At 45.5% G+C, this 16,476-nt stretch carries 10 protein-coding genes; 7 read left to right on the forward strand and 3 right to left on the reverse strand.

What is annotated here, in order from left to right:
• Nucleotides 1–72: 72 nt before the first annotated feature.
• From AC50YG_RS16045 to AC50YG_RS16060, 4 genes are all read left to right on the forward strand, one after another.
• Nucleotides 73–6,009 carry an RHS repeat domain-containing protein gene (locus AC50YG_RS16045; protein WP_494828020.1) on the forward strand — a complete coding sequence of 1,979 codons (5,937 nt, stop codon included), beginning with the start codon at nucleotides 73–75 and terminating at the stop codon, nucleotides 6,007–6,009.
• 24 nt (nucleotides 6,010–6,033) lie between these two features.
• Nucleotides 6,034–6,438 carry a hypothetical protein gene (locus AC50YG_RS16050; protein ID WP_494828021.1) on the forward strand — a complete coding sequence of 135 codons (405 nt, stop codon included), beginning with the start codon at nucleotides 6,034–6,036 and terminating at the stop codon, nucleotides 6,436–6,438.
• Nucleotides 6,439–6,854: 416 nt separating this feature from the next.
• The gene (locus AC50YG_RS16055; RefSeq protein WP_494828022.1) at nucleotides 6,855–7,172 is read left to right on the forward strand and encodes a hypothetical protein; all 318 of its coding nucleotides are present in this window, start codon (nucleotides 6,855–6,857) and stop codon (nucleotides 7,170–7,172) included.
• A 754-nt stretch (nucleotides 7,173–7,926) separates the two neighbouring features.
• The gene (locus tag AC50YG_RS16060; protein WP_494828023.1) at nucleotides 7,927–8,250 is read left to right on the forward strand and encodes a hypothetical protein; all 324 of its coding nucleotides are present in this window, start codon (nucleotides 7,927–7,929) and stop codon (nucleotides 8,248–8,250) included.
• 84 nt (nucleotides 8,251–8,334) lie between these two features.
• Here the strand turns inward: AC50YG_RS16060 and AC50YG_RS16065 are convergent, their stop codons facing one another.
• The 3 genes from AC50YG_RS16065 to AC50YG_RS16075 form a co-directional block, all read right to left on the reverse strand.
• Entirely contained in the window at nucleotides 8,335–9,555 is a 1,221-nt protein-coding gene (locus AC50YG_RS16065; protein WP_494828024.1) for an IS256 family transposase, read from the reverse strand.
• A gap of 158 nt (nucleotides 9,556–9,713) precedes the next feature.
• Entirely contained in the window at nucleotides 9,714–11,042 is a 1,329-nt protein-coding gene (locus tag AC50YG_RS16070; protein ID WP_494828025.1) for a dicarboxylate/amino acid:cation symporter, read from the reverse strand.
• Nucleotides 11,043–11,157: 115 nt separating this feature from the next.
• Nucleotides 11,158–12,198: a DctP family TRAP transporter solute-binding subunit gene (locus AC50YG_RS16075; protein ID WP_494828026.1), complete on the reverse strand. Its 1,041-nt coding sequence runs from the start codon at nucleotides 12,196–12,198 to the stop codon at nucleotides 11,158–11,160.
• Nucleotides 12,199–12,313: 115 nt separating this feature from the next.
• On the opposite strand from AC50YG_RS16075, the gene AC50YG_RS16080 reads away from it, so the two are divergent.
• From AC50YG_RS16080 to AC50YG_RS16090, 3 genes are all read left to right on the forward strand, one after another.
• Entirely contained in the window at nucleotides 12,314–13,906 is a 1,593-nt protein-coding gene (locus AC50YG_RS16080; protein WP_494828027.1) for an ATP-binding protein, read from the forward strand.
• Complete coding sequence (locus AC50YG_RS16085) at nucleotides 13,903–14,760, forward strand: response regulator (protein WP_494828028.1); 858 nt, start codon at nucleotides 13,903–13,905, stop codon at nucleotides 14,758–14,760. Before AC50YG_RS16080 ends, AC50YG_RS16085 begins: the two co-directional genes overlap by 4 nt.
• A 104-nt stretch (nucleotides 14,761–14,864) precedes the next feature.
• Nucleotides 14,865–16,283 carry an NAD-dependent malic enzyme gene (locus AC50YG_RS16090; RefSeq protein WP_494828029.1) on the forward strand — a complete coding sequence of 473 codons (1,419 nt, stop codon included), beginning with the start codon at nucleotides 14,865–14,867 and terminating at the stop codon, nucleotides 16,281–16,283.
• Nucleotides 16,284–16,476: the final 193 nt, after the last annotated feature.

Raw genomic sequence — 16,476 nt, forward strand, 5'->3', positions numbered from 1 at the left:
GAAGCTGCATGAGAACTAGATTAACTACTAAATAACAACACCTATTCTGTTAAGTCATGGGAGAGATCATCGTTGAAATTCCAGCATTTGATACGCAACCTAGCCATCATACTTATTCTTTCGTTCATAGTAGGAACCGTTGGAGGCTATGAAAGACAGACCGTAAGCGCGCAAGAGCAAGAAGAGAATATTGATTTTACAATGCAAACCGTAATAGACCGTTTTGCTGTAACGGAATCTTTTGTGCAGCAACAGTTGGATGCTGGTTATACGCTTAGCCAAGTATATTCAGCGCTATTTAAGGCGGAGCTTGAAAGTATTTCTTACGAGGAAGCTGTTCAAGCCATGTATCCAGCAGAGGTAAACGTATCCTCTACCGTTACAGGAAGTGTATACGACGATTTAATTGATCCTGTTTTTAGAAATACGACAGTGGTAGAGCTCAGCGAATCATCTGTAGCTGGAAGTGTTTACGATCCTGATGCTGCGGTCACAGATAGTGTCTACGAAGAAGATTTTAGTGCTGGAAAAAATAGTGCTTCTGGGAAAGGCAGCTTGACGGCGATGCAAGCCTTAGCTGATACCCCTGCACCTGTTATGGAAAAGCCACCTGTTTATTCTAAAACTTCAATGAATGAGGCGCCTTATAGCGTAGGTGGGAATAATGAATCCATTTCCAGTTTGTCGGGCAGCCTTTCCTTGAATCAAGCAGATATGACGCTGCCTGGCAGAAACGGATTGTCGTTTGCTTTAACTCGGCAGTATGATTCAAATGATTCTCAGTTCTATGAACCAGAGTTTGGGGCAAACTATTATAATCAAGGTGTTTTTAACTACTACGTCCAATTTATGGCCACACGCAAACAATTGCTTACCCAGTATCATGTAAGATATGTGGAGAAAAAGTGGGTGCAGGAAGATAACAATGGGGATGGCATACCGGATCTAAATACGGAAGTGATAAAAGAGGAGATTAAGACAAAAGGAACCTATGCGGATCAGGCACAAGCGAATCAAGTAAAGGCAGCTGGAATTAGCTATACGATACCAGCAGATTCACGTACTGAGACCGCGAAAAAGACAAGCACAACGAATAATTTTGCAAATACGTATATTCTTTATAATCAAAATGGCTATAGTGGGACTCTGTATCCTACTGGAAGTGCTACTTCAATTTCCGGAACCGAAACGCCTGCTGCCTCTCGAATAGAAACAGCGGAATGTTATAACTCTATTCCAGGTAAATATAATAGCAACGGAGTTTGGCAATCTACATCATCAGGTGTTGATTGTCCAAGTTATAAAATCTATGATAGTGGCGGCTTTAAAGGTACACTATATCGATTGTCGGGACCAGCAGATATTATTAAGAATTGCCCGACTAATGGGATAAAAAATTATGTGTGCACAAAACAGTTTAAAGCTAATTATTCGGGTACCGTAACGAGACCCGGTTCTGATACGAGGACTTGGGAGCAGAACTACAGAGGTACCGTAACGAAGCCAAGCTATGTTAGTAAAACTAACTTTGGTGAATGGATGGCTTACGGGAATACCAAAAGATGGAGATATGCGTATGCCCCTAAGGGAGACTTGTATGTAGATATAGAGCTATATGAGGGGGCTGGTAGAGAGGTTCCACTAACTACTGATTTAATTGAAAATAGCTCTGATGCTACGCAGTTCAAAAATGCCGTTAACAGCAGCACGGGAATTCATTATAAAAGTGAAGGTGGATATAATTACTATATTTCCTATTCTCCTCAAGCGACTGTGATGAGTTACCAAGTTGGTTCTTATACGACGGTATCCTATTTCAATGATATTTCAAAGCCTTTAAATGAACAGTGGTATCCAATTGGAAAAGGCTGGTCATGGCGGCTGCCACATGTAGTGACAGCGAACAATAAGCAATATTTTTATCCGGCAGATGGCGGACGTTATGAAGTTGTCGGTAATACGATTAAGGGAATGGATTGGGAAGGTGTTTCGTTTGCAACGGATACGACGGTACAAGTCAACGGCGAAACGTCACAGTATGTCGTAACGACCGTGGATGGCACGATGAAACAGCATTTTACTGCGGATGGAAGGCTAATTCGTATTTCGGATGCCTATGGAAATACACTTCAGTTTTTGTATGCTCAAGATGCTACTTATGGACGTAAGCTGCTCTCGCAAATCAAGGATGCGATTGGAAACACCATTACAATCTCCTATAGTGCATCCGAAGTTGTAGTAACAAAAGGGAACCAAAGCGTAACTTACCAGAAGCGTAAAGATGCCGCCTCAGGGATAGAATTGCTGGATTCCGTAACCGATGCAGAAGGAAGAAAAACGTCCTATTCTTATCTGCTAAGTGAAGCGAAGTTCAATTTAATGGGGGCTTATCCAGAGCGGGCACGCTCCAATCCGTATGCTTTATTAACGAGCGTGCAGCATCCTACAGGTGCGTTGAGTGAGTATACCTATGAGCCGAATGCCGTGACTCGTTATTTGGGCGAGAGCTCAACCAATCAGGCTTACCGGGTATTAGAGCGACGGGACAAACTAACTTATGAAAACGGAACAACCGAAATTTTTAATAGACAGTCTATGTTCTATACAAATGATTTCAGCGGTCCATATGGACAGGACATGTCTTTCTCAACGCAAATTGATTTTGGATTGACGCAGACGACCTTTAGCTACAAGAAGGATTATATTGATGAATCTACCGGAGCAAAGTATTATTTGGAGCAGCAGGTGGAAAAGGGCGGGACTCTACAGAAGACAACGGCGTATACGTATGGCAAAAATGTTGGCAGTCGCAGCTATCCAGCTCCAGTGCCTACGTTAACAGTTTTTAGTGACAATATGTCCAGCGATACGTTAACCACAAGTGCAAAGTATGATGATTATGGTAATGTGCTGCAAGCAACTGACGTTGCGGGATTAAGCACTACGTATGGTTATGACAGTGTGAAAAAATGGCTGGTCAGCGAGACGAAGCCTGTAGATACAGGTGCTTTTTTGTATACGTCATTTGGTCGCAATCCACAAGGGGATGTAATTGAAACCACAATACGTAAAAATAATGCGTCTGGAGAAGTTATTCAGCAAGTTAATGACAAAAATACAGACGCATACGGTAATGTGACGCTTCGTACGATCTCCTATGGGGATAAGACCTTGCAAATGACGATAGCATACGACAGCGCCTATCAATTTGCATTCCCAACTAGCCAAGCAGTGGTGGTGACAGATGCAAGCAATCAGAAAAGTACTATAGTGACGAAAGCGGAGTACGACTTAGGCACGGGTATGATGATTGCCTCAACTGATGGGAAAAATGCGCGTATGGCTTATCAGTACGATAAACTTGGGCGTATTAAACAAGTCACTCATCCCGATGGGAAATTGCTGCGGGCGGCATATAATGATGTTCGGAATACCTTGCTTGTTACAGATGAAGGAGGATATCAAACACAGAAAAGCTGGAATGGTTTAGGTTGGGAAATAGAATCCGGTATAATCAATCAAGCTGGTTATGAAATGAAAGCCAGAAACGATTATGATGCCTATGGACGTGTGGAATGGTCGGAAGATGCTTTAGGATATCGGACTCGCTATGAATATGATAATTGGAAGCGATCAACCAAAACTATTTTGCCGAATGGATCAGAAACGACATCAACTTATGATGATATCCTGCATAGAAAGATGACAACTAATCCACTAGGCAATAAAAATATTGAAACCTATGATAAGTTTGGTCGATTGGAGAAAGCAGAAGAACAGGCACAAGCGACAGGAATTATTACTCCATTGCTTAAAAACACGTATCACCCAATTAATGGACAAATCGTACAGCAGTTGGATGCCAAGCAGCAAGTTACGATGTTTACGTATACAATATTGGGGCAACTTGCTTCGGTTACGAATACGAAGAATGAAATGACTCGTTATGAATATGATCAGGCAGGTAATTTGACAAAAACAATCTTTCCTGATGCAAATGTGCAAACGAAGGCTTATGATGAACTTGGACGCGTTATTCGCAGTACCGATGCACAACAGAATAGTGAAAAATTGTATTATGATGCCAATGGTAATCGAAGCAAATTAATTGATAAGACAGGTAAGGTATTTCAATATTCTTATACTAACCGAAATTTATTGTTGTCTAAGCAAGGACCAAGTGAAACGATTTCCTTTACTTATACCGATAACGGTTCACGTAAAACGATGACGGATAGCACGGGGACGACTCAATATACGTATAAGCCGTATACAGCGGAGTTGGCTTCCGTAATCTATCCAGACGGGAAGAAGCTAGATTATGGTTATGATATACGTGGTCAAGTAGCGAGTGTAACCTCACCATTTGGGGATACTGCATCTTATAGCTATAACAATAACAATCAACTAAACCTTGTTTTGTGGAATGGGGCCGTTCAGGAAAGCTACACTTATGATGCAGGCGGTCAACTTGCCAAAAAGCAGCAGGCTAATGGGCTATTGACAGAATATAGTTATACCGATTTAAAACTGACGAACTTGAAGCAGTTGAAAATGGATGGTGGGATTTCATCTAATTATAGTTACCAGTATGATGTGAACAACAACATCACAAGCATTAATGAGCAAGGTTCAGATAAGACAGAAGTGGATAGTCTTTTCACATACGATGTATTAAACCGTATTAAGACATCTACGAAGTTAAATGAATCGTATACCTATGACAGTCGGGGAAATAGGAAAACTCTATCTAGTGACAGTGAAGTAGGACTTACAGATAATGTTTCCTATGAGTATGATGAGTGGGACCGCCTAAAGAAAGTCGTTAAGGCTGATGGGAAGAATGTGACTTATCGTTATAACGGAGATAATCTAATGGTGGAGCGGCAGGAAAATGCCGTAACGACTCGTTATTATTATGATGGTAATTATTTGATTGCAGAGGGTACTTTACAATCAAATGGGACAGTCAAGGAAAAAGTGAGTTATTTACGTGGGAACGGTCTTATCATGCAGGAGAATGTTACAGGAACAAAAGGATACTATTCGCAAAACGGACATGGTGATGTAGTATCAATACGAGATACAACTGGTGCAATTTTAAATGAATACGAATATGATATTTGGGGAAATTCGCTCAAAGCAACCGAGAGTGTGGCAAATTCTTTCCGTTATTCCGGCGAGTACTGGGATGATACGACAGATTTACAGTATCTTCGCGCTCGTTGGTATGATCCAGGGATGGGAAGGTTTATTAATGAGGATTCGTATGAAGGGGATCTGACGAATCCTTTAAGTCAAAACCTTTATACGTATGTGCATAATAATCCTCTTAACTGGGTTGACTCTCTAGGTCATTGGATTGAAGGTATTGACAATCAATTATCAGTATCGGATCAGACTAAAATAAGGCAACTTACGTCTGATTGGTATAAGGCCAAAGGCAATAAAGATTTACAAGCAAATCTAAGTCAAGCAGCTCAAAATCTTAGAATAGATCACTTTATAAATGTAGCTAATCAAACTAGGGCGAAGCTAAATGATGATTTTGTTGAGGCAATTGCTGATTCCATACCTAACCCAAGGAGTGCCATAAAGAATGCATCAAAATCACTAGTAAAAATGTTTGTTAAATCTATGGACGATGATGTAACCTTCATTTTTAGGAGATCTGACACTACCGATTCCCAAAGTATGACTGCTGAGCATAGAGATGTTCTGAAAAAGAGGAAAGGAGTATTGCAAGCAAAAGGTAAAGATGATAAGGCATTATCTTGGTCGACTAATATGATGTTGCCTGGTTGGGTATCTACTGCAGAAGCTATTACTGCAACGGGGTTATTCAGCGTCGTTTTTGATGGTAACGGACATGTTTCAATTGCTCCGACTGCCGCCGCACAGAAGGCATTTGGGACTATGGCGGACTGGAGAAATAGCTACGATAATGCGAATACTACTCGTCATTTTTATACAGCCATCCTTATGACGGTCAGCATTGCGGTTAAATAATTTCTATTGGAAAGGTCTGGGGATATGAATGTTAATTTTGGTGATATAGTTGCAGGTGAGCGAGTAGGAAAGTATAAATTGGGGAGTAGTTTAGAGGAGCTACTTGAAATTATTGAATCTCCTTATGTCATATCAGAGAGCTCGAATACAATAAATATAGATATAGATAATACTCACTTCTTTGTATCGAAAAAAACGGGAGAATTATCAACGATAACTGTATTTGGTGAGTATAAAGGGAAATACTTAGGTAGGATTTGCATAGGTTCAACATTATTGGATCTAGAGGATTTAGATATAGAAGATTTAGAGTATGATTCAATGGAAAACGAATATAATATGCAAGGTCTTACATTTTGCTTTTCATTAAAAAATGAACAGGGTGAGAGGTTTTTAGAGCATATGGTAATATGGAAATCGATAGGATGATATTAAGCTAAATATTCTTAGATAATTTCACATGATATAATAGGACCACATGCGAGTGTGAACTGTAACCCGTAAGATGGATACTTTAAAAAAGTGACCTCTTACGGGTTTTTCTGCTTTAATCATACTATCGAGATTACACGAGAAATGAACATCATGAGAAAAATCAGAACTGGATTTACTGAAGCAACGATCAGATTGTTGGAATCGAATCCAAACGTAAGCCGCGTATCAGGCAGGAACATTTCGTATGCTCCAAGTTTTAAACTCGCAGAGGTGCAAGCTAACCAAGCGGGAGAGCCGCCAATGGAGATTTTCTTGAAAGCAGGCTTTAGTATCGAACTCATCGGTCAGAGAACACCTACAGAGAGCCTCTATCGCTGGAGGGAGACCTACGATAGTATGGTGAGGATGGCTTGCTAGAAGAACGCAGAGGCATCGTAAGCACAGGCAGACGATCGAAGAGTGAATCGTCAGCAGAAGAGAAGCTGAAGCAAGCTGAAGCTCGGATTAAACTCTTCGAAGCGGAAAATGAACTTTTAAAAAAGCTAGAAGCGCTCGAAAGGCGAAGCAGTAAGGAGTTGAAGCCTTCCGAGCACTTTCAGCTCATTAACCAGACGATTCTCAAGCATGACCTACGACGTTTAACACGCTACTTATGTGAGATTGCCGAAGTAAGTACAAGCGGCTATTACCGTTGGCGCAGCACTGAAGAAACGCGCCAAGTCGTATGATGCGTAAGTTCGGGTTAGTAGCTACGATCCGCCAAGCCAATCCCTATCGAAAAAAGGCAAAAGCGACGCAAGAACATCGTACATGTTCTAATCTTCTGGAGCGCAAGTTCGATCAAGGAGAACCTGAGAAAGTCCTCCTTCAAAGCTACGTGTGGTTTCTTTTTGTTTATAGTATCAGATACTGCACTTCTTATTTGATTTATTGCATAGAATTGCTCGATATTTCATCTTTTCTCACGATTGAATCTGAAAGGTGAAGTTGGAAAACGTGGGGACAATAACTTCACATGGAAAGAACTTCAGGAGATAGTTAAAGAGTATATGGAAAAAGAAGGATGGTGCAGCTATTGAGTTTTATTTCTGGAGCTTGCTCATTAATAATTAGAGGCGAGAAGCTAAACAAAGAAAACATTTCTGAAGAATTGAATATCAAACCAACAAATTATACGTTTAAAGGACAAACTATTAACAAGACATAATACAAAGCACCTAAAGACGTTTGGAGTTATAAGATAGAAATTGTAAATGACGAGTTTCCAAACACTGTACTGCATAAACTTGTTTTAAAGTTACAGCAATCTGAAAAATATATATCCGAAACAGCCTTTGAGGATATTTGTATTCGGTTGTATTTACAATCTGATTTGGCTCAAATGTATTTTGAATTGCAGCCAAGTGTTTTAAATGATTTAGCAAAATTAAAAATACGGTTTGAAGTTTCAATATTGTCTTGGGGAGGGGTAGAGGATAAGTAATGAACGAATTTAATTTGAAACAATTCCTATTGCAAGAGGCTCCATTTGAGAAAGCGGTTGAAGGTTTTTGGTTATATGCAATTAATTGGAAAGTGGATGAGCCAGAAGAATTTTTTGATGCCTTTAGAACATTTGATCTATCATCAATCCAGTTAGAGAGAGAGAAGATAGCATATGTGATTCATTATCGTTTTAACGAACCGGTTGAATTTGTCCAGACAACCTTGAATGTATATTTAAATGGCAAGTATGCTGCTTTATATCAATTCCTTCAGAAGTTAGATGGGGAAGGAATGGATGATTCAATAAGTTTCAACATCTAATATTTATATTATTATCGAGGGTCTGTCAAATCTTTTGTGTAAACTCTTTTAATAGGCTTCTCCCCGCGGGGAGAAGATGAAAAATCATTTAAGAAAATGACCGATGCGATCCGGGAAGAAGACGGATAGCTGGAGGAGCATTTGTCCCCAGTTTTGTACGCGGCCGGTCCATTTACGGGTCACGTCCATCGTGGCCAAGTAAAGCATCTTGAGCAAGGATTCATCCTTTGGAAAGATGCTTTTGCCTTTGGTCACCTTGCGCAGCTGACGGTGGTAGCTCTCAATGATGTTCGTCGTGTAGATAATCTTGCGGATTTCAGCAGGATACTTAAAGAACGTAGCGAGCTCATCCCAGTTATTGCGCCAGGATTTCACAATGAGCGGGTATTTCGTTCCCCATGTTTCCTCAAATCGATCGAGCTCCAGCAACGCCATCTCTTCGTTAACCGCCTTGTAGATGGGCTTTAGGTCCGCCGTGACCTTCTTGATGTCCTTGTAGGAGACAAACCGCGTGGAATTGCGGATCTGATGGATGATACACTTCTGGATTTCGGTCTGCGTATAACACGCGGAGATGGCCTGCGTGAAGCCGCTCAAGTTATCGACGCAGGTAATGAGAATGTCTTGTACACCGCGGTTTTTCAGGTCATTCAGGACGTTAAGCCAGAACTTAGAGGACTCATTTTCGCCGATCCACATGCCGAGCACATCTTTACAACCCTCCAGGTCAATGCCAATAACCATGTAAGCCGCCTTATTCACGATAGCCCCATCTTGCTTGACCTTGAAGTGAATGGCATCGAGAAAAATAACGGCGTACACGGACTGCAACGGTCGGTTTTGCCACTCTTTAATAAGTGGAATAATCTTGTTGGTCACGTTGGAAATGAAGGTTGGCGAGACCTCAATGCCATACAGATTCTGCAGATGATCCTGAATCTCCCGAGTAGACACCCCTTTGGCGTACAGGGCAATGATTTGATCCTCGATACCCGTCACGTTGGACTGGTGCTTCTTCACGACAAGTGGCTCAAAAGCGCCATCGCGGTCACGAGGGATGTTAATTTCTTGTTCACCATACTCGCTAACGATGCTCTTTTTGCTCTTACCATTGCGACTATTCTTCGTCTGCTTGTTTTGAACCTCATGCTTTTGGTAACCCAAATGCGTATCCATTTCGGCCTCGAGCATCTCTTGTAGCGTCTCGGCGAACAGATCCTTCAATGCATTTTGGGCATCTTGTGCGGATACCAATTTGTTCTCTTTAATGAAAGCTCGTAGCTGCTCTTTCGTCCATAATCCCATGTGTACTCCCCAACCTTTCGTATACTACCATTTTAATGGGTTTAGGAGTTTACACAATCTATTTTACAGACTCATTATCGACAAAAGCGAAGTGTCCCTGTATTGGCAGGACACTTCGCTTTTTTAGTCTTTAGTGAGCAAGTTAGCTGGAGCCGAGCTTAAGACTGCTCCGCAGCAGGCTTAACCAGCTTTCCAGCGAGACCCGTGCTTGCAGCAGTATGTGCAGGCTCGACTTTCGCGGCTACAGCCGCATCCGGCGCGCCGCCCGGATGAAATTCATTTTCCATCTTGGCGACGACGACCGTTGCGACACCGTTGCCGATCAGGTTCGTGATGGCGCGGGCCTCGGACATAAAGCGGTCAACGCCGAGCAGCAGAGCCATGCCAGCAACAGGAATGCTCGGGAAAGCAGCAAGCGTCGCTGCCAGCGTAATAAACCCGGAGCCCGTAACGCCTGCGGCTCCCTTGGACGTCAGCATCAGTACGCCAAGCAGCGTAAGCTGCTGCCAGAGCGACATCTCAACGCCGGATGCCTGAGCGACGAACATCGCGGCCATGGACAAATAAATCGCCGTACCGTCGAGATTGAACGAGTACCCAGTTGGAACGACGAGCCCAACGACGGGCTTGGAGCAGCCGTATTTTTCAAGCTTATCCATCATGCGCGGCAGCGCCGATTCGGAGGACGAAGTGCCGAGCACGAGGAAAATTTCATCCTTGATATAACGGATAAAGCTGAAAATGCTAAAGCCATAAAAGCGGGCAATCGAGCCGAGCACAATGATGATGAACAGCGCCATCGTAATATAGACGGAGCCCATCAGCTTGCCCAGCGAGGTCAGCGAGCCAATGCCGAACTTGCCGATTGTGTAGGACATCGCTCCGAAAGCAGCAAGTGGTGATAGCTTCATAATCATATTGACGATGCCGAAAAAGCCATGCGACAGCTTGTCAAACAGTTGGGTAACCGGTTTTGCCGATTCTCCCATCGCCGTAAGCGACAAGCCGAACAAAATCGCAAATAAGAGTATCGGCAGCAAATCGCCGCCAGCCATGGCCGAAATGACGTTATCCGGAATAATGCCGAGTATAAAATCCACCATGCTGTGGCTCGACTGGGCAGCAGCGTCGGTGTACTTTGTAATGTCGCCGCTGGCTTTGCTGGCATCAATGCCTGCGCCCGGCTTCACCAAATTGACGACGATGAGGCCAATCGCAAGCGCTAGCGTCGTCACAATTTCAAAATAGAGCAGCGCCTTGCCGCCGATGCGGCCGACTTTTTTCATATCGCCCATATTGGCAATGCCGTTTACAACGGTGAAAAAGACGATGGGCGCAATAACCATTTTGATCAGCTTAATGAATCCATCGGCAAGCACTTTCATTTTCTCGCCAAGCTCCGGGAAGTAATGGCCGAATAAAATACCAATAATGATAGCACACACGACTTGGACAGTTAGGTTTTTTAGGTTGAATTTCAGCTTCATGAGGAGGGCCCCACTTTCTTTTATCAAAATGAAAACGCTTTAATTTCGTTTGCGTCCTCATTGTAAAAGAAGGAGAGCCTCTGTCACAAGCATACGGTCATATTGTTCGTTTTGGTTATTTCGGTCGCGCGATTTCCTTCATCAGTGGTTCCCCGATAATTTCATAATATTGGTCATAAATCGGCAGAAAAGCCTGCACCCATTGCTCCCGCTCCTGCGGCGTCAGCGTATGGATGTCAATATCCTTCAATTGCTTGAGCTGGCGAAGCTGCTGCTCCTGCATGGCTGCTGTGTTCCGCATCATCCATTCGGTCGTTTCTGCAAGCGCGCTTTGCAGCTCGTCCTGAATGCCCGGAGGAAGCTCGTCCCAGAAGCTTTCATTAAACATGACGCCATAGCCAAGATAGCCATGATTGCTAATCGTCATATAATGCTGCGTCTGAAACAGCTGCTTCGTAAAAATGTTGGATATCGTGTTTTCCTGTCCATTAACGATGCCTTTTTTCAAGCTTGCGAACACTTGGTTAAAGGGGATTTTCGCTGTAGTGGCGCCAAGCGCTTGAAATTGGCTGATGACGACATCGCTCGGCAGCATGCGGAATTTCAGCCCTGCAAAATCTTCGGGAACCCGCAGCGGACGAATGCTGTTCGTCATTTGCTTGAAGCCATTGCTCCAAAAGGCAACGCTTTTTATATGATGCTTCTCCATCGCTGCAGCTAAAAGCGTGCCAAGCTCGCCTGCAAGCGCCTTATCCACTGCTTGCTGATCGGCAAAAGCAAAGGGCAGATCCATGACGAGCCATGCGGGATCAACGGCGCTTAGATTGGAAAAGGAGGGGGAGATCATTTGAATATCTCCACGCTTGAGTGCCGCGACCTCGGTATCCTCGGTATACAGCATGCCGTTTGGAAATATTTGAATTTCAACGGCGTCATTCGTCTTTTCCTTGACGAGCTTGGCGAAATGGGTCGCCGCCAGTCCTTTCGGTGTATTTTCCGCGACCACATGGCTGAATTTAATGACGATCCGCTCCTTCAGTCCCGTCTGCTCTTCATCAAAGGGCAGGGTACGAGTCGCCTCGGGACGAAAGCCGAACAAAATGGCTGCCAGCAAGCCTACAGCAATAAAGCTGATCATACCGATTGCGGTTTTCATTTTTAATCCACTCCCCCTTCCTGCCAGATTAGCAGCGTTTGCCGCAGTTGCTATTTTACCCTTATTATTTCACAATAGAGAAAAAACGTAAACGAAGCAACAGGGAGGAGAAGCGATGCTCAGCCGTCTGCGAATTTATTGGAAAATGATATTGCTGTCATTCGGACTCGTTCTTCTCTCGCTGCTTATTGGTGGCATTGTCGTGATTGGGAGCGTCACCCGCATGAAGGAGGACGAGCTTAAACAGCGGCTGCTGATTACCGCCCGTACCGTTGCCGAGCTGCCTAGCATTAAAAATCAGATCAATGAACCGGACAGCGCAAGCTGGATTGCGCCTGTAGCGGACAATATCCGCATTATTAATAATGTGGCCTATGTTGTCGTGCTGGACATGAACCGGACGAGGCTATCGCATCCATTGGCGTCGAGGATCGGCGGCAAATTCAATTCATCGGATGCGGATGCAGCGTTTGCCGAGCACACCTACATGTCAAAGGTGAAGGGGGAGTCGGGCGTTGCGCTGCGTGCTTATGTCCCGATTATGAATGAGGCGCATGAGCAGGTAGGCGTCGTTGTGGCGGGCGGGCTGCTGCCGGGGCTGGCGAAGCTTATCGCGGAGCAGAAAAGCTCGATTGTGCTTACGCTGCTGATCGCTTTATTGTTTGGGATATTCGGGTCAGCGCTGCTTGCCCGCCACATTAAACGGCAAATGTACAATTTGGAGCCGCATGAAATTGCGCGTATGTATGGGGAGCGCACAGCAGCTTTTCAGGCGATGCATGAAGGGGTCATTGCGATTGACCGTTCTGAGCTGATCACGATTTTTAATGAACGGGCGAAGCAGATTTTCAATGTATCCCGCGACGTAGTCGGCTTGCCGATTCGCGAGGTGCTGCCGGATACAAGGCTGCCGGAAATTATGGAGCTGGAGCGTCCCGTATTCAATCAGGAGCTGCGAGTGGGCAAAACGCTGATTTGGAGCAATCGCATTCCGATTCGTGAGCAGGGGGAGATGATCGGGGCGATTGCGATTTTTCAAGATCGGACCGAGGTGGCACGTATGGCAGAGGAATTGACGGGTGTGCGAGAGTTCGTCGATGCGCTGCGGGTGCAAAATCATGAGCATAGCAACAAGCTGCACACGATTGCTGGACTGCTTCAATTGGATAAAAAAGAGCAGGCACTGCAATATGTATATGATATTTCCGGCCAGCAGGAGGAGCTGACGCAGTTTCTGCATCAGCACATTGCGGATGACAGCCTGGCGGGCCTGCTGCTTGGCAAAATCAGCCGGGGCAAGGAGCTGGGCATTCAGGTTAAGCTTGATCCTCATATGGAGGTAAAGCAATTCCCCGTCATGCTGGATCAGCATGATATGGTGCTGCTTATCGGAAATTTGATTGAAAATGCTTTTGATGCGCTGGCGCAAGTAGTTCGCGAAGAAAAGGAAATTTATGTTAGTATGGAGCAGAATGAAGAGCTGCTGTCCATTCTTGTTGAAGACAATGGCTGCGGCATGACGATTGAGGTGCAGTCGCGTGTGCTTGAACGGGGTTTTACGACAAAAGGCAGCGATAATCGCGGCATTGGATTGTATTTGGTTGGCAGCATCGTCGATAAGGGCGATGGAGAGCTGCGTATTCAGTCAGAGCTAGGAAGCGGTACGGCTATTGAGCTAACATTTCCGATGGGAGGGGCTGGCGGATGAACGTGAAAGCGGAGGACATGAGCAAAGGACAGAACGGAAGCTTTTTCAAAGTGGTGCTTATTGAAGATGATCCCATGGTACAGGAGGTTAATCGCCAGTTTGTCGAGCAAGTAGACGGCTTTCAGGTCGTGGGCATTGCGGGGAATGGGCTGGAGGGCTTGCGCCTCATCCGGGAGCTTGCGCCGGATTTGGTGTTTCTCGATGTGTTTATGCCCGCGCTTGATGGGATGGCAGCGCTGCGGGAGCTGCGCTCAGCGGCAATGCCCGTTGACGTTATTGTCGTAACGGCGGCGAAAGATCCGGAGACGATTCGCGAAATGCTGCGCGGAGGTGCGATGGATTATATTATTAAACCCTTCAAGCTGGAGCGGATTCGCCAGACCTTGGAGCGTTACCGCGAGCGTCATGAAGGTTTGGCCGAAGAAAAGCCCGTCACCCAAGAGGAGCTGGATCGAATGCTGCTCATTGGGGAAAACTGGGTGCAGGGGCAGAAGCATGGTAATTGTCAGCAGGAAACTGGACAGGCTGGACAAACAGGGCCAGCAGGAATAGTTGGAAAGGCTGAGCAAACAGGACAAGCAAGGCAAATTGGTTTTGCTGGACTGGATGAGCAGCAAAGCAGCCTGCCGAAAGGGCTGAATGCCGTTACTCTGCGGCAAATCGTTGAGGTGATGCATCGCTCGGAGGGCGGGGTATCGGCGGAGGAAGCAGCCGAGGGAATCGGCATTGCCAGAGTCACGGCGAGGCGCTACTTGGATTTTTTGGAGAAGAGCGGTTATGTGATGCTGGAAATCAACTATGGCGGGGTTGGGCGTCCAATCAATCGCTACGTATTGCAGCAAAGACCAAAATGACCAAAACCAACAATATGGTCAAAAGCTTCCCACATTTTCATGTAACCGTTAACATGAAGGCAAATAGCAAGCGCTAAAGCGTTTGCAAAGGGAGTGTGGTCAGGGTGGCGGTGCCAGCAACGGGAAGCACGAATATCGTATTGCGTTTGGAAATGGACAAGGAAACGTCAACCTTTGGCCGAATTGCTACGGCAATTGGTGAAGCGGGCGGCGACATTGTAGCTGTAGACGTAAGCGGGACAAGCAAAACATCGACGATTCGTGATGTGACGGTCAATATTACGGATACGCAGCGCAAAGAACTAATAGTAAGCGTATTAAATAAGTCGCCAGGCGTGAAGGTGCTGCAGGTATCAGACCAGACCTTCCTTATGCATCTTGGCGGCAAAATCGAAGTTACACCGAAAATGACGATTAAAACGCGTGATGATCTGTCACGGGTGTACACGCCGGGCGTGGCAAATATTTGCATGGCGATACATGAAAGCCCGAAGCGGGCACACTCGCTCACGATAAAAAGAAATACGATAGCCGTCGTATCGGACGGAACAGCCGTATTAGGGCTTGGCAATATTGGCCCGCTCGCAGCGATGCCGGTCATGGAGGGCAAGGCGATGCTGTTCAAGCAGCTCGCAGGAGTAGATGCTTTCCCGATCTGCCTCGATACACAGGATACGGAAGAAATCATTGCGACCATTAAGCGCATTGCCCCTACTTTCGGCGGCATTAATCTCGAGGATATTTCGTCGCCGCGCTGCTTCGAAATTGAGAGGCGTCTCATTGAGGAGCTGGACATTCCGGTATTCCACGATGACCAGCATGGTACAGCGGTCGTGCTGCTCGCAGGTCTTATTAATGCGGTCAAGCTTGCTGACAAGCAGCTTGCAGATTGCAAGTTTGTGCTGTGCGGCGTTGGGGCGGCAGGTATTGCCTGCACGAAGATTTTGCTCGCAGCAGGTGTACGGAACATCATCGGGGTTGATCGTGACGGCGCACTCGTCGCTGGCAACAGCTACGCGCATGAAGCGTGGAGCTGGTATGCGGAGCATACGAATCCGAACCGGGAGCAGGGCAAGCTGAGTGAGGTCATTGCGGGCGCAGATATTTTTATCGGCGTATCGGGGCCGGGCGTGCTGAAGGCGGATGATGTTCGCAAAATGGCGAAGGATGCCATTGTGTTCGCAATGGCGAATCCAACGCCGGAAATAACGCCGGAGGAAGCGGAAGGCCTTGTGCGCGTTATTGCGACGGGACGGTCGGATTATCCGAACCAAATCAATAATGTATTATGCTTCCCCGGATTGTTCCGCGGCGTGCTGGACTGCCGTGCCTCGCGGGTGACAGAGGAGATGAAGCTGGCTGCCGCCAAGGCCATTGCTGCGGTGGTTACCGAGGATGAGCTGAATGAATATTACATCATTCCGAGCATATTCAATCCGCATGTGGCAGAGCGTGTCAAAGAGGCGGTCATTGAAGCGGCTTATGCTTCAGGCGTTGCCCGCAGACGGGAGCGCAAGCTGTAGTTTGCATATGGCGAGGGTGCCAGATAGGGGACAAAGAAATATTTAGATTCGAATATTGATTGAAAAGTGGGAATGCTTCGGGGCTATCTATGAGCCTGAGGCATTCTTTTTTTATCTGCTTCAACAAGTTGCTTCAGAATAAAATCATGAAACAAAATTGATAATGATAAGAAACAAAATCGATATCTTCGTG

This window comes from Paenibacillus sp. J31R34, from assembly GCF_059383715.1.

What these genes read in the sequence shown, in the direction of transcription:
- AC50YG_RS16060 (WP_494828023.1), top strand. Translation starts at nt 7,927, where the DNA reads ATGAACGAATTTAATTTGAAACAATTCCTATTGCAAGAGGCTCCATTT.
- AC50YG_RS16085 (WP_494828028.1), top strand. Translation starts at nt 13,903, where the DNA reads ATGAACGTGAAAGCGGAGGACATGAGCAAAGGACAGAACGGAAGCTTT.
- AC50YG_RS16050 (WP_494828021.1), top strand. Translation starts at nt 6,034, where the DNA reads ATGAATGTTAATTTTGGTGATATAGTTGCAGGTGAGCGAGTAGGAAAG.
- AC50YG_RS16075 (WP_494828026.1), bottom strand. Translation starts at nt 12,198, where the DNA reads ATGAAAACCGCAATCGGTATGATCAGCTTTATTGCTGTAGGCTTGCTG.
- AC50YG_RS16070 (WP_494828025.1), bottom strand. Translation starts at nt 11,042, where the DNA reads ATGAAGCTGAAATTCAACCTAAAAAACCTAACTGTCCAAGTCGTGTGT.
- AC50YG_RS16080 (WP_494828027.1), top strand. Translation starts at nt 12,314, where the DNA reads ATGCTCAGCCGTCTGCGAATTTATTGGAAAATGATATTGCTGTCATTC.
- AC50YG_RS16065 (WP_494828024.1), bottom strand. Translation starts at nt 9,555, where the DNA reads ATGGGATTATGGACGAAAGAGCAGCTACGAGCTTTCATTAAAGAGAAC.